At 69.0% G+C, this 25,482-nt stretch carries 19 protein-coding genes; 7 read left to right on the plus strand and 12 right to left on the minus strand.

Annotated elements, in window-relative coordinates; genetic code table 11:
• Positions 1–34: 34 nt before the first annotated feature.
• Both G9Q41_RS09065 and G9Q41_RS09070 read right to left on the minus strand, forming a co-directional pair.
• Positions 35–1,291: a hypothetical protein gene (locus tag G9Q41_RS09065; protein ID WP_347567497.1), complete on the minus strand. Its 1,257-nt coding sequence runs from the start codon at positions 1,289–1,291 to the stop codon at positions 35–37.
• On the minus strand, positions 1,288–2,814 hold the full coding sequence (locus G9Q41_RS09070; RefSeq protein ID WP_165632366.1) for a cell shape-determining protein: 1,527 nt from the start codon (positions 2,812–2,814) through the stop codon (positions 1,288–1,290). Before G9Q41_RS09070 ends, G9Q41_RS09065 begins: the two co-directional genes overlap by 4 nt.
• A gap of 388 nt (positions 2,815–3,202) precedes the next feature.
• Between G9Q41_RS09070 and G9Q41_RS09075 the strand changes: the two genes are divergently transcribed.
• From G9Q41_RS09075 to G9Q41_RS09085, 3 genes are all read left to right on the plus strand, one after another.
• Complete coding sequence (locus G9Q41_RS09075) at positions 3,203–3,985, plus strand: CDP-alcohol phosphatidyltransferase family protein (RefSeq protein WP_165632367.1); 783 nt, start codon at positions 3,203–3,205, stop codon at positions 3,983–3,985.
• On the plus strand, positions 3,982–4,404 hold the full coding sequence (locus tag G9Q41_RS09080) for an adenylyltransferase/cytidyltransferase family protein (protein WP_347567498.1): 423 nt from the start codon (positions 3,982–3,984) through the stop codon (positions 4,402–4,404). The genes G9Q41_RS09075 and G9Q41_RS09080 overlap by 4 nt, the downstream gene beginning before the upstream one ends.
• 122 nt (positions 4,405–4,526) lie before the next feature.
• Positions 4,527–6,278 carry a right-handed parallel beta-helix repeat-containing protein gene (locus tag G9Q41_RS09085; protein WP_165632369.1) on the plus strand — a complete coding sequence of 584 codons (1,752 nt, stop codon included), beginning with the start codon at positions 4,527–4,529 and terminating at the stop codon, positions 6,276–6,278.
• A gap of 74 nt (positions 6,279–6,352) precedes the next feature.
• Here the strand turns inward: G9Q41_RS09085 and G9Q41_RS09090 are convergent, their stop codons facing one another.
• Entirely contained in the window at positions 6,353–8,014 is a 1,662-nt protein-coding gene (locus tag G9Q41_RS09090; protein WP_165632370.1) for a hypothetical protein, read from the minus strand.
• Position 8,015: 1 nt separating this feature from the next.
• Positions 8,016–9,218, minus strand: coding sequence for a DUF1972 domain-containing protein (locus G9Q41_RS09095; RefSeq protein ID WP_165632371.1), 1,203 nt, complete (start codon positions 9,216–9,218; stop codon positions 8,016–8,018).
• A 134-nt stretch (positions 9,219–9,352) separates the two neighbouring features.
• Between G9Q41_RS09095 and G9Q41_RS22650 the strand changes: the two genes are divergently transcribed.
• Complete coding sequence (locus G9Q41_RS22650; protein WP_165632372.1) at positions 9,353–10,639, plus strand: O-antigen ligase family protein; 1,287 nt, start codon at positions 9,353–9,355, stop codon at positions 10,637–10,639.
• A 140-nt stretch (positions 10,640–10,779) separates the two neighbouring features.
• Entirely contained in the window at positions 10,780–11,916 is a 1,137-nt protein-coding gene (locus tag G9Q41_RS09105) for a glycosyltransferase family 4 protein (RefSeq protein ID WP_347567499.1), read from the plus strand.
• A gap of 222 nt (positions 11,917–12,138) precedes the next feature.
• Here G9Q41_RS09105 and G9Q41_RS09110 read toward each other — a convergent pair whose 3' ends face one another.
• On the minus strand, positions 12,139–13,494 hold the full coding sequence (locus G9Q41_RS09110) for a sugar transferase (RefSeq protein WP_347568689.1): 1,356 nt from the start codon (positions 13,492–13,494) through the stop codon (positions 12,139–12,141).
• 568 nt (positions 13,495–14,062) lie between these two features.
• Between G9Q41_RS09110 and G9Q41_RS09115 the strand changes: the two genes are divergently transcribed.
• Complete coding sequence (locus G9Q41_RS09115; protein ID WP_165632373.1) at positions 14,063–15,460, plus strand: mycothione reductase; 1,398 nt, start codon at positions 14,063–14,065, stop codon at positions 15,458–15,460.
• A 105-nt stretch (positions 15,461–15,565) separates the two neighbouring features.
• Here G9Q41_RS09115 and G9Q41_RS09120 read toward each other — a convergent pair whose 3' ends face one another.
• Complete coding sequence (locus tag G9Q41_RS09120; RefSeq protein WP_165632374.1) at positions 15,566–16,864, minus strand: MFS transporter; 1,299 nt, start codon at positions 16,862–16,864, stop codon at positions 15,566–15,568.
• A gap of 49 nt (positions 16,865–16,913) precedes the next feature.
• On the opposite strand from G9Q41_RS09120, the gene G9Q41_RS09125 reads away from it, so the two are divergent.
• Complete coding sequence (locus G9Q41_RS09125; protein WP_165632375.1) at positions 16,914–17,621, plus strand: FadR/GntR family transcriptional regulator; 708 nt, start codon at positions 16,914–16,916, stop codon at positions 17,619–17,621.
• Between the two features lie 123 nt (positions 17,622–17,744).
• On the opposite strand, the gene G9Q41_RS09130 is transcribed toward G9Q41_RS09125, so the two are convergent.
• The 6 genes from G9Q41_RS09130 to ispG all read right to left on the minus strand — a co-directional run bounded on the left by G9Q41_RS09130 (position 17,745) and on the right by ispG (position 25,301).
• Positions 17,745–19,259 carry a cobyric acid synthase gene (locus tag G9Q41_RS09130; protein WP_165632462.1) on the minus strand — a complete coding sequence of 505 codons (1,515 nt, stop codon included), beginning with the start codon at positions 19,257–19,259 and terminating at the stop codon, positions 17,745–17,747.
• A gap of 236 nt (positions 19,260–19,495) precedes the next feature.
• Positions 19,496–20,353 (minus strand): type I methionyl aminopeptidase, encoded by an 858-nt coding sequence (gene map / locus G9Q41_RS09135; RefSeq protein ID WP_092522942.1) that lies wholly within the window; start codon positions 20,351–20,353, stop codon positions 19,496–19,498.
• Between the two features lie 121 nt (positions 20,354–20,474).
• Positions 20,475–20,897, minus strand: coding sequence for a type II toxin-antitoxin system VapC family toxin (locus tag G9Q41_RS09140; protein WP_165632376.1), 423 nt, complete (start codon positions 20,895–20,897; stop codon positions 20,475–20,477).
• Between the two features lie 74 nt (positions 20,898–20,971).
• Positions 20,972–22,780: a penicillin-binding transpeptidase domain-containing protein gene (locus G9Q41_RS09145; RefSeq protein WP_165632377.1), complete on the minus strand. Its 1,809-nt coding sequence runs from the start codon at positions 22,778–22,780 to the stop codon at positions 20,972–20,974.
• 374 nt (positions 22,781–23,154) lie between these two features.
• Positions 23,155–23,988, minus strand: a complete 834-nt coding sequence (locus G9Q41_RS09150; RefSeq protein WP_092522946.1) for a GNAT family N-acetyltransferase — start codon at positions 23,986–23,988, stop codon at positions 23,155–23,157.
• A gap of 161 nt (positions 23,989–24,149) precedes the next feature.
• The gene (gene ispG / locus G9Q41_RS09155; protein ID WP_092522948.1) at positions 24,150–25,301 is read right to left on the minus strand and encodes a flavodoxin-dependent (E)-4-hydroxy-3-methylbut-2-enyl-diphosphate synthase; all 1,152 of its coding nucleotides are present in this window, start codon (positions 25,299–25,301) and stop codon (positions 24,150–24,152) included.
• Positions 25,302–25,482 lie beyond the last annotated feature (181 nt).

Consider the following 25,482-nt stretch of genomic DNA (forward strand, 5'->3'; position numbering starts at 1 on the left):
GCCCGCGGGCCACTCGTCCGCACAGCGCGCCAGTTCAACACCGGCCGATTTCCTCCGCGCGCCGGACCCGTTGTCCGAGCACCGCGGAACGCGCCGCGTACACCGTGTACACCCCACCGAGCGCCAGCAAGGACGGCAGCACGACGACGGCCGTCCCCGTCGACACCACCACGGCCGCCAGACCCAGCCCCACCAGCGAGTCCACGAAGCGGATCCGGAAGACTCGGCGCGACGCCCGCCGGGCCACGAGTTCGGTGACGTAGGGCAGCCCGGCGGCCCAGGCCACCTGGTAACTCACCCACCCGAGGACCAGCACCGGATCGAGCGGCTTGCCGAGCACCCGGGGACTCAGCACGAGAGCCGCAGCGGCCAGCACCCCTCCGCAGACGACGGTCGCGAACACCAGCACCCGGCAGGCCTTCCCCAGAACCGCCGGATCGCGCTCGTCACCGGAACGCTCCCGAGCCGCTATCCTGCCGAGCAGCAGGCTGCCCGAGCCGTTGATCAGCACCTGCACCGGTGCCACGACCAACCGCGCCAGTTCGAGCACCCCGACAGCGGCCGTGGAGATCGTGCTGGCCACCAGCAGCCGCACGGCCAGCAGGGTCAGCGGTCGCAGGCCCGCCTGCAGCGCACGCCACACCGCGAATCCGGCCACGTCGGGGAACTCCCGCACCCCGGGGCGCAGGCCGCCCCGCTCCTCCCGCGGCAACTGCACCAGTCCCGCGAGGAGCGTGGCGAGCGCGCCGCAGCACATCACCCCGAACAGCACCGTCGGGTTCGGTTCCCCGAACAGCGCGGGTACCACCGCGAGCGCCAGCAGGGTCACAGCCAGGCAGCACAGGTCGTTGTTCAGCAGCGCACCGAAATCCACCCTGGCCACGAAGATCCTGCGGACGGTCTCCGCGAGCAGCCTGCACACCACCAGCACCGCGTACACCGCGCTCAGCCACGGGCCCTGTCGGGACACCGTCGAGGCGAGCACCACGGCACCGAGCACGCACAACCCCATGACCAGCAGGGCTCCGGTGACCAGGCTCGACCGGTAACCGGCATCGTGCCGGTCGAAAACGGTGAAGCCGTCGCACACGAAACCGACGTGGAGCGCGTTGGCTCCGACCAGCGTGGCCAGCAGCAACGCGAAAACGCCGTAGTCGGACAGGCTCAGGGTTCCCGCGGCCACCAGCTGCACCGCGAAGCTCGCGGCCGCGGTCGCCGCCTGGGACAGGATTCCGGCAGCACTGTCATCGGCGAGCCTGCCGAGCACACCGCCGCGTCTCACCGAGGTCACCGGCCACCCCGATCGACGGGCGGCGCCGGTGCCCGCACCCGCGACTCGGCGCTCTGCGCGCTCTCCGCCGAGGTCTCGGGAGAACCGTGCGCGGCGAAGGTGAACACGTGCCCCGCGATCTTTCCTCCGAGCAGCTCGATCCGCTCCCTGGCCCTGCGCCAGGCCGCCACCGACCGTTCCCGGCGCACGGTGAGCACGACACCGTCGGCCGCGGGTATCAAAGCGCTCACCTCGGGAGCGCTCTCCAGCGGCGGCAGGTCGACGAGCACGAGATCGTAGCCACCACGCGCCTCCACCATCGCTCGCCGCAGCAGGGAGGACCGGAAGTAGTCCGGGGCCCCCTCACCGGCGCGCCCCGCGGGAACGACCCGGAACTCTATTCCCGGCCCCACCTCGATCACCCGCGTGGAGGCGTGCACCGTGGCCGCCCCGGCGGCGATGGGGGCCATTCCGTACCAGTCGTTCTGCAGCGCGACGCTGTGCGAGAGCTCCCTGGTCCGCACCGCCGCGTCGACGACGAGAACCCGCAGGCCGTCCCGGGCCGCGGCTCCGGCCACTTGCAGCACCGTGGTGGTCGCGCCGTCCCCGGCGGCGACCCCGGTGACCGCGACCAGACCGCCCCGCACGGTGTTCCGCAGCACCGAGGCAACCAGGCGGTAGGACCCCAGCGGCGGAACCACGAGGTTGTGCAGTCGTGCGGATGTCCCCTCATCGAGCGCTTCGATCTCCCCGAGGAGCGGTTCGTCGGACAGCCTGGTCAGATCGGCCGCGTCCCGAACCCTGCGATTGCGGTCCGCGCGGGCCCAGGCGATCGTGGCGGCCAGCAGCAGCCCCACGGCCAGCCCGACGAACGCGTCCCGCAGCAGCACGGTGAGCACCCCCGAGGAGTCCGTGACGGCCTTGTCCGTGAAGGACACGCCGTCACCGAACTGCTCGGCGGTTATGTTGATCTCCGTGATGCGCTGGTCCAGTTCACTGACGGTGCTGGACACCGAGCCCGGGGTGTTGCCCTCGCCCTCCACGAGTTCGGCCCGCCGGGAGCGCAGGCTCTCGACGGCGCTGTCCGCCGCACTGCTGACTTCTGCCTCGGACTCGCGTCGGTAGGCGGCCACGACCGCATTGGCGATCTCGGTCGACCGCGCCGCACCGCCGATGTCGACCCGCACGACGATCGAGTCACCGTTGTCCGAGGCCTTGGCCTCCACCGACTCGCGCAGTTCCTCGATCGACTCGGAGGCCTCCAGCCGCTTCCGCGCCGACTCGAGAACACGGTCCGAGGTCACGAACAGCGCTCGCTGGTTGACATAGCGCACGAACCCCGATTCGCTGGTCACCTCGTAGCCGAGCGCCTCGACGGAGCCGGGGGACTTGAGCACGATGCGCGCCTGGGCGGCCCCGGCACTGCCCACTGTCAGGGCCACCAGCACACTGATCAGCACCGTCCCGACGACCACGACGAGCGAACTCCACCGGTACCGCCACAACGCACCGACTATGTTCGGGGCCGGTAAGAGTTCGTTCATCGCAGCTCCATTCGACGCGGTCCTGCCCGGGGCCCCGGAACCGACGTCGTCGGTCGCTCACCGACCGCGACGATCCGGCCGGGGCGGCTCCTCGCGCAGTCGTCCTCGCGGAGAACGCGCTCGGAGGGCTCGCGATCACGGTACGGATCCCCGGGGCGAACACGACGATCACGATAACGCTGTAACGAACCACGTTCACTCGACGATCACCAGAACGCCTCCGAGGTTTCGTTCCCGAGGATTCTCCCGTCCCGACAGGACGAAGCACCGCAACGGCGCGACCCGAGAACGTCCGACACCGGAAAATATCGATCCGACAACGAAAACCCGGTCCAGGAAGGACCAACTTCTCCGGGAAACCGCAGATACCACCGACGAAGGAGATTCCGTGCGCGGTTCCACCCCGAGGTGTGATTCCCCGTCCGAGGCCGATCACACGAATCCCACGTTCGGGGCAATACTTCGCCGACTTCCCGGCGCGCAGAAGTCGGCACGGGGAGCACCCGCGTATTCGCGGTTCGTCAACCGCAGGGCCGGAGGCTGTCTGGCCGCCGTCGCCCACCTGGCGGGCAGAACACCCAACGAGGTCACGCTCGTGAGCGCGTTGTGCACCCTGACCGGAATTCTCGCGCTGGCGCTCCTGCCGCCCTCTCCCGTGCTCGGCGTGGGAGTGGCCGCGGCACTGTTGCTCGGTTACGCCCTCGACTCGGCGGACGGGCAGCTGGCCAGACTTCGCGGGGACGGGGGCCCCTCGGGAGAATGGCTGGATCACGTCGTGGACAGCGCGAAGATCCCGATGCTGCATTCTGCCGTGCTCGTTTCCACCTATCGCTTCGGCGATCACCCCGACTGGTGGTTGCTGGTCCCCCTCGGTTTCACCGTGGTGGAAAGCGTTCTGTTCTTCGCGATGATCCTCAACGAACAACTCCGGAAGCAGCACGCCGGCACCGAGCCCGCGAGCGACAGCACTCCCTCGGCCTGGCGTTCCCTGCTGGTTTCTCCCACCGACTACGGAGTCCTGTGCCTGGTATTCGTGCTGCTGGGAGCGCACCTCGCCTTCACCGCTGCCTACACGGCACTGTTCCTGGCCCAGACGTTGTTCGCCTGTGCGGCGCTTCCCGGATGGTTCCTCCGGGCGAAGCGACTGACCGCGAACGGGGGAGAACCGTGAGCAGACCCGTCGTCGGTTACGCGCCCGGCGCCTACGACATGTTCCACATAGGACACCTGCGGGTGCTGGAGCGCGCCCGCTCGGAGTGCGACCTGCTCATAGCCGGAGTCGCCACGGACGAGGTGGTGCTGAGCGCGAAGGCGAAACACCCCGTGATCCCGTTCGAGCAGCGGCTGGAGATCGTCTCCAGCATCAGGTACGTCGACCAGGCCATCGCCGATCCGCACGTGGACAAGTACCTCACCTGGCAGCGGATCGGATTCCACGTGCTGTTCAAGGGCGACGACTGGAGGGGCACGGAACGCGCGCACGAGATGGAGTCCAAGCTGGAAAGCGTCGGCGTCGGAATCGTGTACTTTCCCTACACGGGCGACGTGTCGACCACGCTGCTGCGCACCAGGTTGTCCGTGTCGGAATGACCCGGAGGTTTCCGATCCGCCACGAAAGCCGACACCCCACCCGGACGCCGAGAGGACGAAACGGCGGGAGCGCATTGTTCGGACGAATCCCCCATTCCGGTGGCCGTCGCCGCGGTGTCCGCGTGCTGGGCGTCCTCGTCGTCTGCGCCGCCGTGCTCGTGTCCGGAACCTGGGCGCAGCACGATTCGGGCTCCACGGCCACGCGGACGCGTCCGTCCGAGGCACCGCCACTGCCGGAAGTCCCCGGCGCGCGCTCCCCGGTTCCGGATGGGGCGCTGTTCGTCTCCACCTCCGGCGCCGCGGGCGCGCGGGGCACTCGCTCCGACCCGCTGCGCACGCTGAGCGAGGCCGTGCGCAGGGCGGACCACTCGGCGACGATCGTGCTGCGCTCCGGCACCTACCGGGAAGGTCTCGGGGTGATCCGCAAAAGACTGCACATCAGATCCTACCCCGGTGAACAGGTCTGGTTGAAGGGCAGCGAAGTCGTGGACACCTGGGAACGCACGAGGCGGGGCTGGGTGCACCACGGCTGGAGCCCGGACTTCTGCAGGGACTGCTTCATCCCCGAGATCATCGATCCGCGGCACCCGAACGCCGGACTGGCCGACATGGTCTTCCTCGACGGTGAACCGCTGCGCCAAGTGACCGAGCGCGCGGCCGTGACGCGGGGGACCTTCTTCGTCAACCCGGACGCGGAAACACTGCTGATCGGAAGCGACCCGCGGGGAGGAGCGGTCGAGGCCGCGGCCCGCTCCTGGTTGCTCCAGTTCGACGGGCCGCGTGCCGCTGGGAGCAGTCTGCGAGGGATCGGGGTGGCCCACTACGCCTCGCGGCAGGAGTACGGCCGCGAGGGCGCCATGATCGTGGTCAACTCCGCGGAGGTGACCCTGGAGGGCAACGCCTTCTCCTGGAGCGCCTCCAGCGGTGCTGCAGTGTTCGCCCCCGGGGCGGGGGTGGTCGACAACGTCTTCAGCGACAACGGGCTCGTCGGGATGATGGCCAACAGGGCCGACGGGATACGGATGAGCGGGAATCTCGTTACCCGCAACAACCGGGAGCACTTCGCCCTGAGCGGTCCCGCCATCGGCGCCGCCGGGGTCAAGATCACCCGCACCGCGCGAGCGGTGGTCCGGCGGAACTCCTTCCTCGACAACACCGGAGCGGGCTGGTGGTGCGACCTGGGGTGCACGAACGCCGTGGTCCTGGGCAACACCACGCGGGGCAACGTCAAGCACGGCCTGTTCTACGAGGTCTCCTCGGACGCGCTGATCGCCTCGAACCTGATCCTCGGGAACCGGGGGCTCGGGGTGAAGGTCTCGAGCGCCGACCGGGTGCGCGTGCTGCACAACACTTTCCGCGGAAACCGCGGGGCGCTCGGGCTCTACAACGACGTGCGCTCCCCCGAGTCCGATCCGTACAGCGACCGGCTCGGGCTGAGTTGGATCACGACCGGAACCGAGCTGGTGAACAACCACTTCGCGGGCACCACCGCGAGGCGCCCCTTCGCCACCGCGGAGAACCACAAACCGGAAGGGGTGCCCACTCCAGGATTCGTCTCCCGCAGCGACGGAAACGTCTACCTCAGGGGAGAAGAACCTCACCTGGTGGAGCGCTACCTCGGTTCCGGGCGTTCGGAACGGTTCGAGACGCTGTCCGAACTGACCGCGGAAACCGGCCAGGGCCGGCACAGCACCGCCGTGCGCACGTCCGGGGCGCCCTTCCGGGACCCGGCCGGAGGTGACTACCGACCACGACCGAACGCCCCCGGATCCGACGCGGGGCGGCCGATCCCCGGGGAGGTGACCGAACGACTCGGCATCTCCCCGGACGACCACCCCGACGCGGGCGTTCTCGTCAGCCCCGGCAGGCCGTGATCCGCATCGAGCAGCGCTACCGGGTGCCCCCGGACCAGCCGCTCGCAGCCGACCGATTCGGACTCAGCGCCGGATCACCATCCGGTGCTGCCCCGCGGGGATCCTATGGCGGCTCCGTCGGAGTCGACGGCACGAATCCAGTACTCCGTGTCCCCCGCAGGAGGGTTCGTGTCCGTGAACCTCATGGTCGGAATCTGCCAGGGCCACGACTCCCTGGTGACCGCGTGGATCGGTTCCGGGGTTCCGACCCGCATCACCTCGTAGCGGATCGAGCTGTTCTGCGCGTCCCAGGTACCTCGCCACTCGATCGAAACGTCCCCGGTGGAGCGATCCCGGCTCACCTGGGGAGCCCGGAACGGAACCTGCGGACCGTTGTCGACCGCCTCGGGAACCGAGCGGGCCGCGAACCGGGTCAGGGACTGCTGCGGCTCGCCGTTGACGGTGGTGAACTCACCACCGACCACGACGTACTCCGAATTCGCGTCGATGGCCCAGGGACCGTTCTTCCACGGGCTGTCCTGCGGTCCGCCGTTGGTGTTCGGCAGCCACGGCAGCAGCTCCGGGACGGGATCCCCCGCACTCACGTGGTTGACATCGCGCGGTGACCTGCCCGTTGCTTCCGTCGTTTCCGCCGTCAACCGCTGGTAGTCGATCGAGCCGTCCTCGGGGATGGCCTCCAGCGCGGCGCAGGCGTGCGTGTGCGAGGCCGCGTAGACCACTCCGGCAGCCACGGCCACCGACTGGGTGTCCCCGTAGCAACCGTCCATCCAGACGGTGGAACCGTCGTCGATCCGCACCGCCCCGCGGCCCTCGAACCTGGGGTTGAATCCCTCCCAGTTGTACGAGCCGAAATAAGCCGTTCCCCGGCCGTCCGTGGCGATGTCGGTGACCACGTCGTCGGTGGACGGAGCCTGCCACTGCCAGGCGACGTTGTCCCCCGAAGTGGAGTCGACGGCCGAGAGCGCGACCCTCCGCTGCCCGTTGACCCTGTCGAAGGCCCCGCCGACGAGCACCCTGTGCTGCTGCGGAACCGCGAGCACGCTGTGCACCGTGGCATCGGCCGTCGGGGACCACGGCAGCAGTTCCCCCGCGGGGGAGACGGCCGCGAGCCTGCTCCGGTCGGACTCGCCAACCCCGTCGAAGGCCCCACCCAGGTACACGCGGTCGGCCGTGGCCGAGAGCGCGCGCACCCGCCCCCGCACCCGCGGGTCGAAATCGTCCACCAGGGCGCGGTCGGCCGCGCTGAAGGCGGCTACCCTGGAACGCCACCTGTCGTCGATCCTGTCGAAGTCCCCGCCGACGTATACCCGGTCGCCTGCAGGCCCCGCGGTCACGTCGAACACGGTGTCGCACCTCCAGCGGTCGGTGCCGACCGAGTCGCACAGCGCCCCCGGATCGGTGCCCGACTCGAACTCCGTGGCGGTCACCGAGGGCGACCACGGCAGCAGTTCCCCGGTGCGCAGGTCGAAGGCCATCAGGTTGTCCCTGGGCACCTCCCCGGCACCCCCTGCGGGCACACCGGCAGGACGGGCCCTGTCGAAGTGCCCGCCCGCGTAGACGGTGTTGCCCACGATCTCCACCGACAGCACGATCCCGTCCGTCTGCGGAGTCGGCAGCGCCCCGGCCGTCACCGTTTCGGGCCGTGTATCGTCCGCTCCCGCGGTGGGAGCCATCAGCACTCCGAGCAGAGTGCTCCCGAGCAGAGCCGCGCCGATTCTTCGGCTTCGACTCGACATGTCACCGCCTCCTGACCCCTTTGTTCCACATCCATCTCCGCACACCGGCCGCACGGGGGTTCGGCGCCCCGGGCGACCGCGCGGCGTTCCCACCTCCGGAGGAAGTTCCGGAGGAGCTCAATCTCTCCGCCAGCTCGGCGTAACCGCGCGCCACGAGATCCCAGTCGTAGTGCTCGGCCAGCTCCGCGACCTGGGCCCGACCGCGGTCCAGGGTGTCCTGGGGACGTTCCTCGGCCCGGTCGAAGCACTCGGCCAAGCTCTCCGCGTCGGTGAAGTAGGCCCCGTGAGGTCCCAGAACCTCCCGGTTGAACTCCACGTCGAAAGCGGACACCGAAGTGGCGGCCCCCATGGCGCGCAGCAGCGAGGGGTTGGTCCCGCCGACGGAATGACCGTGCACATAGGTCAGCGCGTTGGCGTAGAGCTGGTTCAGGGTCCGCTGGTCCCACACCGCCCCCACCAGCCGGACACCGCTGCCGCCGTCGGCCAGCTTCCGCACCCTGGCGGTGTAGGCGTCCGAGTAGGGGGCCGTGCCGACGATGACCAGGGGGTGCCGTGCCCCGCTCCTGAGATAGCCCGCCACCGCTAGACCGAGGTGGTTCTCCGGCTCGAAACGGGCCACCATCAAGTGGTACTCACCGGCGCGCAAGCCGTACTCCGCCAAGCCGTCGGCGCCGACGGTGTCCAGCACGGGTGCTCCGTAGGGGATGTAGTCGCTCTTCACGCCGAAGCGCTCCGCGTAGTAGTGCTGGATCCCGCGCGAATCGGAGATCAACGCGTCGGACCAGCGCACGGCCAGCGACTCAGCGGCGCGGTAGTAGCGCGCTCCCGCTCCCGCCCACTTGGCCCGTTTCCACTCGAGACCGTCCACATGCGTCGCCACCGGTATCCCCCGGGCTCGCAGCAGGGGGAGGAACGGCGCGTTCGCCGCGTTGAACACCAGCGCGACGTCCGGACGCTCCCGCAGGGCGTGTCCCACCGAGAGCCCGGTGTGACTCAGCGTCTCCAGGGACTTCCGCCGCAGGGCAGGCAGTCGCACCAGCCGCATCCCGCGGTGCTCGGTGGTGCGCTCCGCACCGCGGTCCCTGCAGTACACCGTCACCTCGTGCCCCATGCGGGCCAGCCGCCCGCCCACCTCCTCCACGCAGGTTTCGAAACCTCCGTACCGAGCGGGAACCCCCCGCGTTCCGAGCATCGCTACGCGCATCTCCGTCCAATCCCGTGTCCTCGTCGCCGATCAATGGTGCGGATCCACGAACCCGCCGTATAAGCTCCCGGTATCGATTCGTTACGAGATTTCGTCCGCTCCGCGGTCACCGAAACTTTCCGCGAAGGGTCACCGTGCTCGATCACCGTCACTTTCCGACCGACTCGCCCGTTCTCCGCTCGAACTCCGACTCGCGGGCGCTGACGGCGTGTCTGCTGGCGCTGATCGTGGCCAGCGAGTACAAATTCAGACTCCGTGACCAGGACCAGTCCGTCTCGGGGAATCCGGACGTATTCGTACTGCTGGAGATCGCCACCTACGCGGTCGTGGCGTGCTGGCTGTTCGTCCACTTTCGCCCGGCCCCTCGGCTGCACACTGCGCACTGGGTGACACTAACGGCTTATGCCTACGTAGCGACACTGTGGTTGTCCACAACGTACTCGCCCTACTTCGAGATGGCCCTGGTTCGTTCCTGGCAGATGGCGGTGCTGTTGGCTGCCACCCGGTCGGTGGTACGCCATTCGGGGCGAGCGACGATGCACCTGTTCGCGCACTCCTACTGCGTGCTCGTCTCCGCCTCGGTGGTGTTCGGCGCGCTCGTCCCGCTCCCCCGCCGGGAGAGCCAGGCCGACCGCTTCACCTGGCTGTATCTGCACCCCGTGACCGCGGGCCAGTTCCTGGCCATAGCGGTAGTCGTTCTGGTCGGTTACGTGCTCGGCAGGCGCAACACGCACACGGGGCCGAGCTGGCCGTTGCCGGTGTACCTCGGCATGCTGCTGATCTGCACCGTCGGCCTGGTGGCCACCAACACCCGCGGGGCCGCTCTCGGAGCCCTGGTCGGTTCGCTGACCGCTCTGTGGGTCAGGTGGCGCGGCACCCGCAGACTCGAGATCACCGCGTTCCTGTCGGTGGGCCTGCTGGCGATCGGACTGGCCGCCACCCCGCTGATCACGGCCTTCTTCACTCGCGGGCACTCGATGTCCAGACTGTTCACGCTCAACTCGCGCACGGAACTGTGGGGTTACGCCCTCGAGGAGTTCTTCGAGCGACCGCTGTACGGCCACGGGCAGAGCGCCACCCGCGGCCTGTTCCTGGACGAGATGGGACTCGGCGGCGGGCACAACGCCGTGATCAACCTGATGGTCAACTCCGGACTGCTCGGCCTGGTCGTCTGGTCCGCCCTGGTGTTCGGCATTCTGCTGAACACCGCACGAGCAGCGCGCAGCTCCCCCGAGCCCAGGCAGGATCGCATCCTCGTCTACGCCGTGCTGGTGGGTATGCTGGCGAACTCGGTGTTCACCGAATCCCTCGGGGCTCCCTCGAACGTGGCCGCGGTGTGGCTGTTCGTCCTCGCGGCCTGGTCCGAGCTGATCCGTCCCCCGGGCCGCGAACGGGAACCCGTCCCGGGGCAGCGGAGCTAGCCCCTCGGCAGGGCTCCGTCTCCGTAATCGCGCGGAGGGCGACGCACCGCGCGGCGCAGGCGGACCGGAGCCCGCAAGCGCAGCAGGCCTCGTTCGCCCGGCGCGGCCGAGACCACCGAACACCACCCGCAAGGAGCATCGTGCCCCGTCCAGTGCTGCTAGTTCACCCTTCCGCGGAGCTGTACGGCTCCGATCGCGTGTTCGCCGAATCCGTGCGAGCTCTGGCGGACAGCGGGCGGGAGGTGCTGGTAGCCCTGCCCGCGGACGGACCGCTGGTGCCGCTTCTGCGCTCCCACGGCGCCCGGGTGCTGCGCTGCCCCACCCCGGTGCTGCGCAAAAGTGCGCTCCGTCCCTCAGGCCTGCTCGGACTGCTGCGCGACTGCCTCAGCGCGCTGCCCGCCATGCTGCGACTGCTCAGCCGGCACCGCTTCGAAGCGGTCTACGTGAGCACGGTCACTCTTCCGCTGTGGCCGCCGATGGCCAGGTTGTTCGGAAGACGAGTGGTCGCGCACGTGCACGAGGCCGAGGACACCGTGCCGAGGCCGATACGGGTGGGCCTCGCTCTGCCGCTGCTGTGCTGCCACGTGGTGGTGGCCAACAGCGCCGCGGCTCGGGGGGTGCTGCTCGGAGCCGTTCCACGCCTTCGCGAACGCGTACTGGTCGTCCGCAACGGCGTCCACGGTCCCGCCACCCCACCGGAGGAGCCCCCCGCGACTTCGGGAAGCACCGGGCTGGTGCTGGTGGGCAGGATCTCGCCCCGCAAGGGGACCGACACGGCGGTACGCGCCGTCGCGCTGCTCCGCGAGCGCGGACGAGCGATCACACTGGACCTGGTCGGATCGGTGTTCGCGGGCTACGAATGGTTCGAGCGCGAGCTGGAAGAGCTGGTCCGCGAGCACCGTCTCGAGGAAGTCGTCCGCTCGCACGGGTTCGACGACGACGTCTGGAGCCACTACGCCGCCGCCGACGTGGTTCTCGTTCCCTCCCGGATGGAGCCGTTCGGCAACACCGCGGTGGAGGCGCAACTGGCGATGCGGCCGGTCGTGGTCACCGACGCCCAGGGGCTGCCCGAAACGGTCGACGGCGGCCGGAGGGGCTCGGTGGTTCCCACCGACGACCCGCACTCGCTCGCGGATCGGATCGAGGAGCTGCTCGACGACTGGGAAGAGGCCCGGCGCAGGGCCCGGCACGCCCGCCTGGAGGCCGCGAGGTTGTTCGCTCCGGAGCACTACCGGAGATCGATCCGGGAGCTGTTCGAGACCTCCAAGAGCCGATGAGCACCACCCCGGAGCTTCGCTGCCCCGGACCGACCAGTTACGCCAACCGAGTCCCCGGGCCCCAACGCAGGCGCTTCGAGCCCACGCAGTCGGCACCGCCGCGGGTTCTCGTGTCGCACGAGGGGAACTCTTCGCGCGAAACTGCGCACCTCGAGGCGCCGACTCACGTGCAGGCTGAGCGACCACCCACGCGAAGCGCCGTTGTGAACCAGCCCTGCTCAGTCAGTACGCACCTTCCCTCCCCAGCACTGCCCGCACGGTCTTCCAGAGAATCATCATGTCCAGGGTCAACGACCAGTTCTCCACGTAGCGCAGGTCCAGCCTGACGCTCTCCCCCCAGGAGAGATCACTGCGCCCGCTCACCTGCCACAGGCCGGTCATTCCCGGGCGGACCATGAACCGCCGGTGCACTTCGGGCTCGTAGGAGGCCGTCTCGTCCGGCAGCGGGGGACGCGGCCCCACCAACGACATCTCACCGCGAACGACGTTGACGAGCTGCGGGAGTTCGTCCATCGAGTAGCCGCGCAGCAGCGGACCGATCCTGGTCGTCCGAGGGTCCCGGCGCGCTTTGAACAAAGGCCCTGCTCCCTCGTCGGCGGTGAGGTGGTCCCGCAGGGACTCGGCTTCGGTGACCATGGTGCGGAACTTCAGCATCACGAACGGTTCCCCGTTGTGCCCGACTCTGCGCTGCCGGTAGAGCACGGGCCCGCCGCTGTCCAGTTTGATCGCGCCTGCGACGAGCAGCAGCAGCGGGGACAGCGACAGCAACAGCAACAACGCGCCCAGCCTGTCCATCAGGGACTTGACCAGCAGTCGCGGCCCGGTGAAGACGGGCTCGCTCAGTCGGAGCAGCGGCATGCCGAGCACTTCGGAGACGTGCACCCTGGGTCCGGCGACGTCCATGAGCACGGGGGCCACCACCATCTCGGCGGAGGTGCCCTCCAGCTGCCAGGACAGCCACTGCAGCCGACGACGAGTCCAGTAGCGGTCGGCGCTGATCATCACGGCTCTGTAGGAACCGCGGCGCACCTGCTCGGCCACCTCCTCGAACCCGCCCACCACGGGGACCGAGCCGATCCGCCCGCGGGAACCGCCGGTGCCCTGCCTTCCCTCGGTGCACACCGCGCGTATCCGCCACCCGAGGTGCGATTCGCTCCGCGTCCTGCTGATCAGGTCCTCCAGCGCCTCGGCGTGGCCCACCGCGAGCACGGGCAGCGAGCAACGACCGGCAGCCCTCAGGCGGTGCAGCACCTTGCGCAACGCGTAGCGCTGCGCCACGCACAGCAGGGTCAGTGCGGGCAGCACTCCGAAGATCCAGCCGCGCAGCTGTTCCACGCCGGTGGCAACGGCCCCGAAGGCCAGCAGCACATCGGCGGTGAGGAGTGCTCTGCCGAGCCGGCGGAACTCCTCGGCCCCCTGCCCCAGGATGCGGTAGTTCCACGTCGGAACCAACGAGAGCAGCAGCACGGCGGTGACCACCCCTGCGCGGACGAGCCCCCTGCCGGAGGAGGCGCCTTCGAGCAGTGCTGCTCCCCCGCAGACGCACACGGCGATCGTCAGCACGTCGCTGCAGGCCACAGCGAGCCGATAGCGCCGCTCCCAGCCGGTGATCCGCGCTGTGGCGGGTCTTCGCGTCCGCCCGTCGGGGCAATCACCCCTTTCTCCGATGACCTCCGGACGACGTGTCGTCGCACGAGGCTCAACGGTGCCCGTCGATCGGGACTGGGACATATGCATGCGAGCTCCACTCACCCCCGGCGGAAGCGGTGGTGAGCACTCCGAATCGCGCGGTCTCACCACCGAGGAAAACAGCGGCGCTGTCCCCCGCTTTTTCGAACAGCTTTCACGTCACGTTACACCCATTTTGCGCACTGTTTCCACGTCGAATCACCAGGTCAACAAGCCCACGACGAAAGCGGAATCCGTAATTCCGAACAGAGCACAACCGGATAACGATCGTCTATTTCTCGCTCAAGTCCTTCGGAACTCTTCGCCGCACCCACTCCCGCGAACAGCTCGCTCCGGCGCTTCCGGGGTTTCGGCGCGCTGCCCGACCGCGAACGGCCCACCCGCTCGCCCACCGGGAATTCCACCCCGGCACACCTGGTTGTACCCTCCGTCAAAGTAGGCGAGACGGGATGAACACGTGCGACACTTCGATCTGATCATCATCGGTAGCGGATCGGGCAACGCGATCCTCGACGAACGGTTCTCCGACTGGGACGTCGCCATCGTGGAGAAGGGAGTGGGCAGCACTTCCGCGTACGGGGGAACCTGCCTGAACGTCGGTTGCATACCGACCAAGATGTTCGTGCACACGGCGGATGTGGCCCGCTCCCCGAACGAGGGCGACGCGCTCGGGGTGGATCTGCACCGCACCGGCGTCCGGTGGCCCGAGATCAGGGACCGGATTTTCGGCAGGATCGACACCATCTCGGAAGGCGGAAGGCGGTTCCGCGCCGAGGAGAACGCGAACGTGACCCTCTACGAGGGGATCGGCCGATTCACCGGTGTCCGCCAGTTGGCGGTGGAGACCTCCGCGGGCTCGGAGACGATCAGCGCCGACCGGATCGTGCTGGCAGCGGGAGGCAGGCCGGTGATTCCGGAGATCCCCGGGATCGAGGACGTCACCTACCACACCAGCGACAGCGTGATGCGCCTGGAAGAGCTCCCCGAGAGCATGATCATCCTGGGCACCGGGTTCATCGGGGCCGAGTTCGCCCACATCTTCTCCTCGCTGGGAGTCGAAGTGACGATGGTCGGCCGCTCCGGGCGCGCGCTGCGCGCTGAGGACGTCGACGTCTCGGCGCGCTTCACCGAGATCGCCGCCCGCGACTGGGACCTGCGGCTCAACCGCACCGAGAAGAGCGTGACCGGCGACGACGAGAAGGTCGAGCTGCACCTGGACGGTCCCGACGGACCGGAGACGGTCTCCGCCCGGACCCTGCTGGTGGCGACCGGACGCCGGCCGAACTCCGACCTGCTGGACGCGGCCGCGGGTGGCATAACGGCCTCGGACGACGGCAAGGTGAAGGTGGACGCCACCCAGCGGACCTCCGCCGAAGGGGTCTGGGCCCTCGGCGACATCAGCAGCGAGCACGAGCTCAAGCACGTCGCCAACCACGAGGAGCGCGTGGTGCAGCACAACCTGCTGCACCCGGAAGAACCGGTGAAGTCCGATCACAGGTTCGTACCGCACGCGGTGTTCACCGCCCCGCAGATCGCCTCGGTCGGGCTGACCGAGCAGCAGGCGCGGGAACACGCCATCAACTACACCAGTTCGACCCAGGACTACGGTGGAATAGCGTACGGCTGGGCCATGGAGGAGCAGGACGGCTTCGCCAAGCTGCTGGCCGACCCCTCGACGGGTGAACTGCTCGGTGCCCACATCATCGGCCCGCAAGCACCGACGTTGATCCAGCCGCTCATCCAGGCGATGTCCTTCGGGATCGACGCGCGCTCGATGGCCAGGGGCCAGTACTGGATCCATCCGGCCATGCCCGAACTGGTGGAGAACGCACTGCTCGGGCTGGAGTGGGACTGAGCGAGCGAACCGGGTCGTGGCCTGCGGTGTCCCCGGGCACCGTTGTGCCACGGCCGCGGGTTGCGCGCGGCTCCCCGAGCCGCGCGACCGGAGATGCCCCGGCGTTCAGACGGTGCGCGGCCGACCGGCGAACACCCCGATGATCGCCTGAACAGTGAGCACTCCGATGAGCACGAGCAGGGAGGCCGTCCAGGACCCCGTCGTGTTGTGCAGCACGCCGAACAGGAAGGGCCCCGTCGAGGCAATCAGGTAACCGGTGCTCTGCGCCATCCCGGACAACCTGCTCGTCTCGGCCGCGCTGCTGCTGCGCAGCGAGATCAGCACCAGGGCGAGCGGGAAGGCGCTCATACCGGTCCCGACCAGCACCGCCCACAGCACCGGAGCGGCCATGGGGGCGAGCAGGATGCCGAGGAAACCCGCTATCGCCGTGGCCGCGAGTCCCACGGTCCACATCGACTGGCCGTTGGTCCTGGTCACCAGCGGCGGCAACACCATGCTGACCGGGACCCCGATGAGCAGCACCAGCCCGAGCAGCGCGCCGGCCGTTCCCGCACCGGTTCCCGCCGACTTGAACACCTCGGGAAGCCATCCCATGATCACGTAAGCCACCAGGGACTGCATGGCGAAGTAGCCGGTCACCGCCCAGGCCAGTGGACTGCGCACCAGGGACTTGTCCCCTGCCGAGCGGCTCGGCGCTGCCGGGGAGCTCCCACCCGAAGCGCCGCGGCCCGCCGCCGACCAGATCACGAAAGCGGCGAGCGCGAGCACGGACCAGGTGGCCAGGGCGAGTCGCCAGCCGCCCAGCTCGGTGCGCAGCCAGGGGGTGAACGCGGAACCGATCGACCCTCCTGCCGCCATGGCCGTGGTGTAGATCCCGGTTGCCATGCCGACCCTGTGCGGGAAGGACTCCTTCACCACCACGGGGATGAGCACGTTGCACATCGCGATGGCTCCGCAGGCGACCACGGTTCCCGCGAAGACCGTCGTCGCACCTCCGGTCACCCGCACCAGCATCGCCAGCGTGAGCAGCCCGAGCGCCACCCCCACGACGCGCTGCATCCCCCAGCGACGCGCGAGCAGCGGAGCGCTGATCCCGGCCACGCCGAAGCACAGCGTGGGCACCGACGTGAGCACGCTCGCCCACGTGGCACCGGCCCCCAGCGAGTCACGCACACCGCCCAGCACCGAGGAGAGGCTGGTGACGGCGGGGCGCATGTTCGCGGCGGCCAGCGCCACCCCCACCAGCAGCAGCCCACCACCGGTGGCCGCGGCGCGGTCGACGGAGCCGGTCCCGCTCCCACCGGCCCGCGGAGCCGCATCGTTCCTGCCTGGTCCCGCGGCGGAGCTGGCATCCTGAACGGTCAGCCGCTCGGGAACGGATTCGGTACGCGACTCGTGAGACATCGCGTACTAGTATTGCAAACGTAGGATGTTTGGATGAAAGGACCACCCTGTGCCTTTGGTCACGACAACGCGGACCGGCTTGGTGGATCAGGTGATCGCCCAGATGCGCGAGCTCGTCGCTTCGGGCGAGTGGCCGCTCGGAGAAAAGATCCCCCCGGAAACCGAACTGGTCAGCGCGCTCGGAGTCGGCCGCAACACGGTGCGTGAAGCAGTCCGAGCTCTGTCCCACGCGGGACTGCTCGAAGTCCGGCAGGGCGACGGCACCTTCGTCCGAGCCACGAGTGAACTCTCCGGCGCCGTCAGCAGGCTGTGCGACACGGAGCTGCGTCAGGTCCTGGAAGTGCGCCGCGCCCTGGAGGTCGAAAGCGCCCGGCTGGCCGCGACGGCACGCACCGAGAACGATGTGGCCGAGCTGGAGGTGGCGCTGCGGGAGCGCGACGCGGCCATCGGCGAGGGGGACCCGGAACGGGTGGCGCGCACCGACAGCAGGTTGCACCTCCTGCTGGTGGAGGCCTCGCACAACCCGGTGCTCATCCAGCTGTACCAGGGGATCAGCGAAGCAGTGCTCTCCAGCGTCGCCACCACCTTCGACCCCACCGTCCCGCCGGAGCGGACGGTCTCGCACACAGAACTGTTCGAAGCGGTTCGCGACGGCTGTCCGGAAGCAGCGGCGGCCGAAGCGGGCGGGTTCCTCGACGAGCTGCTCGCCGAGTTCGACGAACGCCCCGGCTCCGCGCGGTCCGCGCACAGCTCCTGAGCGATTCCGCGGGCGAGCACCCGCTCCGGGGGCCGTGCACGGACCGGCGCGAGCGGGTGCGCACCGCGCGAGTCCCCCGTCGCCGTGTCCGCCCCCGCGGAGCCGGTCCGCAGAGTTGCCGGATCAGTGCTGCCCGGCCGAGAGGGTCGGCATCCCCTCGGGGGCTCCGCCCTCCAGCAAGCGCATCAGCGCGTCGGTGTCCAGGTGACGTTCGACCATGTCACCCAGCAGGTCCAGCTGTGCGCGCCGGAGCTCGGCGAAGGAGGTCTCCGACGAGCACCGGAAACCGGTTCGGCCCGCCCGATCCGCGACCCAGCCGAGGAACTCGCGGCGAAACCCGTCGTTCTCGAACAGCCCGTGCCAGTGCGTTCCGACGACGGAACCGTGCACGGCGCCTTCCCCGCCTGAGGCCCCGCTGATCAACGCGGGGAGGTCGCCACTGCGCCGCACGCGCCCGTGATGGATCTCGTAGCCGCTCACCCGGTGGCCCATGGCCGTTCCCGCGGGATTGCCGAGAGCCTTCTCCGAGGCGAATTCGACGTCGACGTCCAGCAGTCCGAGCCCGTCGACCTCGCCACCGGACTCGACGTGATCGACGATCCGCTTGCCCAGCATCTGGAAACCGCCGCACACCCCGGCCACCGGCAGCCCGGAGGCCGCGTGCGAACGGATCCCCTCGGCCAGCCCCGTGTCCCGCAACCAGGCGAGATCGGCAACGGTGGACTTGGACCCGGGAAGCAGCACGAGATCGGCGTCGGCCAACCGGGAGGGTTCCGTGACGAACCGCACCGACACCCCCGGTTCCGCGGCGAGGGCCTCGACGTCGGTGGCGTTGGATATGCGCGGCAGCCTGGGAACCGCCACCCGGAGCCACTGCGTGCCCAGTGGTGGAGCGGGGCGCCCCACCACTCCGTCGGCCACGTACGACAGCGAGTCCTCGGCGTCCAGCCACAGCTCCTCGGACCAGGGCAGCACACCGTGCACCTTCCTGCCCGTCAGCGCGCGGAGCTGGTCCAGCCCCGGCTCGAGCAGCTCGGGTTCTCCGCGGAACTTGTTCACCACGAACCCCGACACGAGGGCCTGGTCGGCCGGGTCCAGCAGGGCCAGTGTTCCGAACAGCTGTGCGAAAACCCCGCCACGATCGATGTCGCCGACCACGAGGACGGGAAGCCCCGCCGCACGAGCGAGGCCCATGTTGGCGATGTCGTGGGCGCGAAGGTTGATCTCGGAAGGTGAGCCCGCGCCCTCGCAGATCACGTAGTCGTGCTCCGCACGCAGCTCGGCCAGGGTGTCGGTCACCGTCTCCAGCAGGACGTCCTTGCGTCGGCGGTACGACAGAGCGTTCTCCTGCCCCTCCGCACGACCGAGCACCACGACCTGGGAACTGCGGTCGCTGCCGGGCTTGAGCAGCACCGGGTTGAAGCGGACGTCGGGCTCCACCCCCGCCGCGGCGGCCTGCACGGCCTGCGCTCTTCCGATCTCACCGCCGGAAGCCGTGACCACGGAGTTGTTGGACATGTTCTGCGCCTTGAAGGGCGCGACAGCACTCCCACCGCGGGCCAGCCAACGACAAATCGCGGCAACCAGCACACTCTTACCCGCGTCCGAGGTCGTCCCGGCAACCAGCAGCGAATTCACGTACGCTTTCATACCCCACCGGCGCGGGGAGCACGGCCCGCCCCGTCCGGGGCCGTGCCTCCCGTCACACCGCCGCGTTCCGAGCCGCCGGTGCACGAGCACCCGGGCGGGCGCTTGCGGGGACGGTCCCGACAACTGTGCGGGCCCCGCCCGCCGATGTCGGGCTCCCGCTCACGCCCGGCGGGAGCTTCCGGTTCGGCTCCTCCGCCACGGGCGGAAGCGAAACACCGGTCAGCTCACGGCTGAGTGAGGATCTCGTTGCCGTCCTCGGTGATCAGAATGGTGTGCTCGAACTGGGCGGTCCAGCTCTTGTCCCGCGTAGTGACCGTCCACTCGTCTTCCCAGATGTCGTACTCGTGGGTCCCCAGCGTGATCATCGGTTCGATGGTGAACGTCATCCCCGGTTCGATCACCGTCTGCACCGAGGGCTCGTCGTAGTGCAGCACCACCAGCCCGCTGTGGAACGAGCGACCGATGCCGTGCCCGGTGAAATCACGGACCACGCCGTAACCGAAGCGCTTGGCGTAGGACTCGATGACCCGGCCGATCACGTTGAGCTGACGTCCCGGCTTGGCGGCGCGGATCCCGCGCATCGTGGCCTCGTAAGTGCGCTCGACGAGCAACCGCGCTTCCTCGGAGACCTCGCCCGCGCAGAAAGTCGCGTTGTTGTCCCCGTGCACACCGCCGATGTAGCCGGTCACGTCGACGTTGACGATGTCCCCCTCCTCGATCACCGTCGAGTCGGGGATTCCGTGGCAGATGACCTCGTTCAGCGACGTGCAGCAGGACTTGGGGAAGTTGCGGTACCCGAGCGTGGAGGGATACACCCCGTTGTCGACGAAGAACTCGTGCACCACCGCGTCGATGTCGTCGGTGGTGGCTCCCGGGCGTACCGCCTTGCCCGCCTCCTCCAGCGCCTGCGCGGAAAGCTTGCACGCCACGCGCATGGCCTCGATCACTTCGGGGGGCTGGACGTCGGGATCCGTGTTGGGTTTCGGGGCGGGTTTGTCCACGTACTCGGGCCGCTCGATGGTCGAGGGGACCGGACGGCGCGGGGTTTGCTCTCCTGGCTGCAACGGGCTTCGTACCGGCATACCCTCACTCTAGAACGTTGCTCACGACCGGAAACCGCAGGCAGGCCGTCGCCGGGGTCACCACACGGTTCCGGGGCGAGCGACCACGCAGCGGCCTCCCCTCCGGAGCGCTCGCTCACGTTCAGCGGCGCTCCTCGTTGATCCCGTCGAGGTCGTTGCCGGGCGAGACGGTGACCAGACCGGAGCGCTGGGCCGCCCGGAGCACGGCGGGCTCGTAGGACACGAAGGCGCGCAACTCCGCGCGCTCCCGGTAGGCGGAGGCCAGGTGGATCGCCTCGGCGAGACTCAGCGGGGAGTCCATCCCGCTGGCCTCGTCGAGAACTTCCTGCTCGACCGGAAGGTGGTCGATCTTGGAGACGACGATCGAGGCGAGGTCCTCGACCGCCGGTCCGGCCGTGCGAAAACTACGAATGATATCCACTTTGGATACGGCGCTCGTGGCGCGCGGCTGCTCCCAGTTGTTGCGGATCCACGTGCTCAGCGCCGCGCTTTCCGGTTCCGCGGCAATCAACTTCTTCAGTGCCGAAGAATCGAAGTAGATCACGTGCACTCCCGTCGACGGCGGACAACACCCTGCGTGAGGGCGCGCGAGATGTGCGACAACCTAACACACCGGACTCACTCCACACGCTCCAGAAAGTCCCGGGTCACCGAAACCGCCCGCTCGGAGGTCCCCGAATCGGTCAACAGCACCGCGAAGGACAGATCCCCCCGGTAACCGGTGAACCAACCGTGCGCCCTGCTGCCGTCGCCGAACTGGGCCGTTCCCGTCTTGCCCGCGACCTTCCCCATCCCGGACAGCTCGGTGGCCGTACCGGAGCGGACGACCTCGCGCATCATCTCGCGCAGCTGTTCGACCGCCTCGCCGGAGGGCTTTTTCGACGGTCCCTTGTTGACCTCGGTCTCGTCTCCCTCGACGATTCCGGGAACCGGCATCTCGCCGTTGGCCACGGACGCGCTCGCCAATGCCATGCCGAACGGGCTCGCCAGCACCTTGCCCTGTCCGATGCCGTTCACGGCACGAGCGACCTCGCCCTGCCCCGCAGGAACGTCGCCCGTGATCGTGGTCAGCCCCGGGATGGCGAAATCAGCGCCGATGCCCAGCTTCTCGGCCGCCTCGGGCAGCGCGTCGGCGGGCATGTCCGTGGCCAGCTGGGCGAAGGTGGTGTTGCAGGACTCGGCGAAGGCCTTCCGCAGCGGAACGGTTCCGAGGTCGAAGTCGTGGGCGTTGGGCAGCGTCTTCCCGTTGAACGTCTTCTCGGCCGGGCACTCGACCTGAGTGTCGATGCCGGCCTTGCCTCGCTCCAGCGCGGCGAGCCCCGTGGACATCTTGAAGGTGGACCCCGGCGGGTACTGCCCGGTCAGCGCGAGCGCACCCTTGCCGTCGGCCGCGGAGTTCTGCGCCACCGCGAGCACGTCCCCGTTGGAGGGGCGCATCGCCACGATCATGCCCGGTTTCTCCACCGGGTCGATCGCCTCCTCGGCGGCGCGCTGCACCTTGTCGCTCAACGTGGTGGAAAGCGCTTCCGTCGGTTTCGGCTTCACCCGGTGCAGCGTCTTGACCTCGGCACCGGAGGCGTCGCTGGTGAACACCCGCCAACCGGCACTTCCGTTCAGCCGCTTCTTCTTCTCCTCGGCCACGGCGGGCAGCACCTGCGAGGCGTAGTTCTTCTCAGTGGGAACCAGCTCGGTTCTCCCCGGGAAGCGAACCCCGGGCAGCTCGTAGATCTCCGACTTCACGCGCTGGTAGTCGGCCCAGCGCAGGGTGACGACGGTGTAGGCCTGATCGTCCTCGGTCTTCTCCGCTCCGGACACGATCCCCTGCTCGGTCACTCCCGGGGCGACGGGACTCAGCCCCTCCGCCAGCGATCCCGCGACGCTCGCCAGATCGTCGACCTGCCCCGGGATCAGCGTCACGCGCACCAACCGCTTCGGCCCCATCAGGCGCGTACCGTCCCTGCCGAGCACCGGCGCCGGTGTGGCGGGGTCCTGCTCGTAGTGCAAGGTCTGCCTGGCTCCCAGGTCGGGATGCAGGGCCGAGGGCTGCCAGTGCACCTTCCAGTCCCCGTCCTGCCGGGTCAGGTTCAGCTTCCCCTCGTACTCCCAGGTGCGCTCCGAACCGAAGTTCCAGGAAACGTCGAAGCTCGCCTCGGCCGACTCCCCCGACTCGCCCGAGGACACATCGGTCACCGAGGCGTCCACCTTCTCCGGGGAGAGGTTCTTCCTGGTCTTGTCCAGGGCCTTCCTTGCCGTTTCCGGAGCGTCGGTGCGCTGGGCCGCCGCCGCGTTGTCGCCCGAGGCGAACGCGCGGACGTAAGCCGTGGCCGCGTCCTTCGCCGAGGGCCCGGAATCGAACACGCCGCAGGAAGCGATCGGCACCGTGACGAGGAGCCCCGCCAGGGCGGTAAAAGCACGAGCTGTACGCACATCCTGCAGTATGCCGAACACCGAACCCTCGGTGTTCGACTGTCCCGGATCCGTCCCGGCGCCACACGGCGTCGTCGTCGAGCGGAAACCCCGTTGTACGGGGGCGAGCTCGCGAGACGCGACAAAACACGAAGTATATACGTGTTTGAAATCACAAATCGACGCCCGGCGGACCCGACTGCCCGGTTTGTTCCCATCGGACGGAAGCCCCACCGCGAAACGAACCCGGGAACCGGTACGGGCCCGGCCGGTTCCCCACGCGCGGACGTCCGGGCACCACGGGTCGCACCGAGCTCCCGGCTGGTTCGCGAAGCGGTGAGCGCGCGGCCGGTCGCGCCGACGAAACCGGAGCGCTCGGGCGGAAACGAGCGGGATCAGAGCAGCACCGTGCTGAAGGTACCGGCACGGCGGAAGCCGATCTTGCGGTACGCGGTCCGCGCGGCCACGTTGTAGTCGTTGACGTACAGACTCGCCGTTCGCCCCATGACGCGAACGACGTGCTCCACCACGGCGGCCGTACCCGCCGTGCCGAGCCCGCTGCCACGACGCTCCGGATGGACCCAGACCCCCTGGATCTGCCCCACTGTGCCGGAGAGCGCACCGATCTCGGCCTTGAACACCACCTGACCGTTCTCGAAACGCGCGAACGCCCGTCCACTCGCGATCAGATCGGCGATTCGAGCCCGGTAGTTCGCCGCTCCCCCTCCGCTCCGCGGATCCACCCCCACCTCCTCGCGGAACATGGAGATCGCCGCGGGAACGTAGCGGTCGAGCTCCTCGGGGCGAACCTGGCGCACCGCGGGATCCACCCAACCGGTGGGGGGTTCGGACATCACCAGCAGCGGTTGCTCGGGGCGCACCTCGCGCGCGGGGCCCCAGGCGTGCGCCAATTCGGCCCACAGCGCCATAACCTGTCGAGCCGGGCCGACGAGCGAGGAGGAAGCACGTCCCTTCCGCGCCCGCTCGGCGAAGGCACGCATCGCGTCACGCCCGCCCCGCAGCGGGATGAGGTTCGGCCCGGCATAGCAGATCCCCTGCAGGTCACCGCCGTATCCCCACAACTCGCCGCCGAGATACATCGGATTCTTCCGAGCGGCTTCGATCCGGGACAGGACCATGCAGGCCGCCACCGGGTCCGCTTCCAGCAACGAGCGGACGTTCTCCAGGTCCCGCCCCTGCAACAATCGCGCGCCCGCGAGCTTGAGCACGGGACAAGCCTGCCAGAAAAACCCCGCCACGTGCCGAGCGGACCACGCACGACGTGATTGATCCCGCCCCACCACTCACCCGTTCGGATGAGCCAGCACCGCCGCACGGCAGGCTCACCCGGCGCGGAGTCGCGGGGCGGGCGCGCACGAGCGGACGAAAATCACCCCACGGAGACGGTGGGGTCACCCGAACCCGTCTCCCCCATCTCCTCGGCGAGACGTCCCGCCTCCTCGATGAGGGTCTCCACGATCTGGCTCTCCGGGACCGTCTTGATGACCTCGCCCCGAACGAAGATCTGCCCCTTGCCGTTGCCGGAGGCGACACCAAGATCCGCCTCGCGGGCCTCACCGGGGCCGTTCACCACGCACCCCATGACAGCGACCCGCAGCGGGACCTCCATGCCCTCCAGTCCCGCGGTCACCTCGTCGGCGAGCTTGTAGACATCGACCTGGGCACGTCCGCAGGAGGGGCAGGAGACGATCTCCAGCTTGCGCGGGCGCAGATTCAACGACTGCAGGATCTGGGTCCCGACCTTGACCTCCTCCACCGGAGGGGCGGACAACGAGACCCTGATCGTGTCGCCGATTCCCTGACGCAGCAGGCTCCCGAAGGCGACCGAGGACTTGATCGTCCCCTGGAAGGCGGGACCCGCCTCGGTCACGCCGAGATGCAGCGGGTAGTCGCACCTCTCCGCGAGGATCTCGTAGGCGCGCACCATCACCACGGGATCGTTGTGCTTGACCGAGATCTTCACGTCGTGGAAGTCGTGCTCGGCGAACAGCCCGGCCTCCCACAGCGCCGACTCGGCCAGCGCCTCCGGGACGGCCTTGCCGTACTTCTCCATCATCCTCGGGTCGAGCGAACCGGCGTTCACCCCGATCCGGATCGGAGTGCCCGTGTCCTTCGCCGCCTGGGAGATCTCCTTGACCTTGTCGTCGAACTTGCGAATGTTGCCCGGGTTCACCCGCACTCCGGCGCAGCCCGCCTCCATCGCGGCGAAGACGTACTTGGGCTGGAAATGGATATCGGCGATGACCGGTATCTGGGACTTCTGCGCGATGGTCGGCAACGCCGCGGCGTCATCGGCGGTCGGACACGCCACGCGCACGATGTCGCACCCTGATGCGGTGAGCTCCGCGATCTGCTGCAGGGTGCCGTTGATGTCCGTCGTGTTCGTGGTGGTCATCGTCTGAACCGAAATCGGGTGGTCACTTCCCACTCCGACCGGTCCGACCTGTAGCTGCCGGGTCTTGCGCCGCTCGGCGAGCACCGGGTCGGGCGCGGCGGCGGGCATACCCAGATCGACGGTCATCGCGTCCTCTCCACTTTCACAATGCGGATTGAGTTGTCAGGGCCGCTGGATCGCGGAACTTTCGAAGGGGTGGCGCCGAGGTCGCATCCCCGGACCGCCGCCCACAATACCGGCACGGCAAGTGGCGCTCAGTCCGGGAATCCCCCACCGGATCGCTCGATCGGGATCGCACCGTCACTCA

Source organism: Actinopolyspora sp. BKK2, assembly GCF_011291845.1.
In the GTDB taxonomy this organism is placed as follows: Bacteria; Actinomycetota; Actinomycetes; order Mycobacteriales; family Pseudonocardiaceae; genus Actinopolyspora; species Actinopolyspora saharensis.